The following is a 241-nucleotide window of genomic DNA, read 5'->3' on the forward strand; positions in this document are numbered from 1 at the left end:
GCTGGATACCGGCGCCCGTGGCTCGACCATCACCTTCGTCAATAACGGCCAGGGCGATGTGCTGCTGGCCTGGGAAAACGAAGCCTTCCTGGCGCTGAAGGAAGACGGTGGCGCCGACAAGTTCGAGATCATCGTGCCTTCGCTGTCGATCCTCGCCGAACCGCCGGTGGCGGTGGTGGACAAGAACGCCGAGAAGAAGGGCAATACCGAGATTGCCACCGAATACCTCAAGCACCTGTAC

At 61.0% G+C, this 241-nt stretch carries 1 pseudogene; it reads left to right on the top strand.

Annotated elements, in window-relative coordinates:
- Nucleotides 1-241: pseudogene (locus tag FQ664_RS26795) on the top strand (substrate-binding domain-containing protein); the annotation flags it as partial.

The sequence above is a fragment of the Pseudomonas persica genome, assembly GCF_900291015.1.
Lineage (GTDB): Bacteria > Pseudomonadota > Gammaproteobacteria > Pseudomonadales > Pseudomonadaceae > Aquipseudomonas.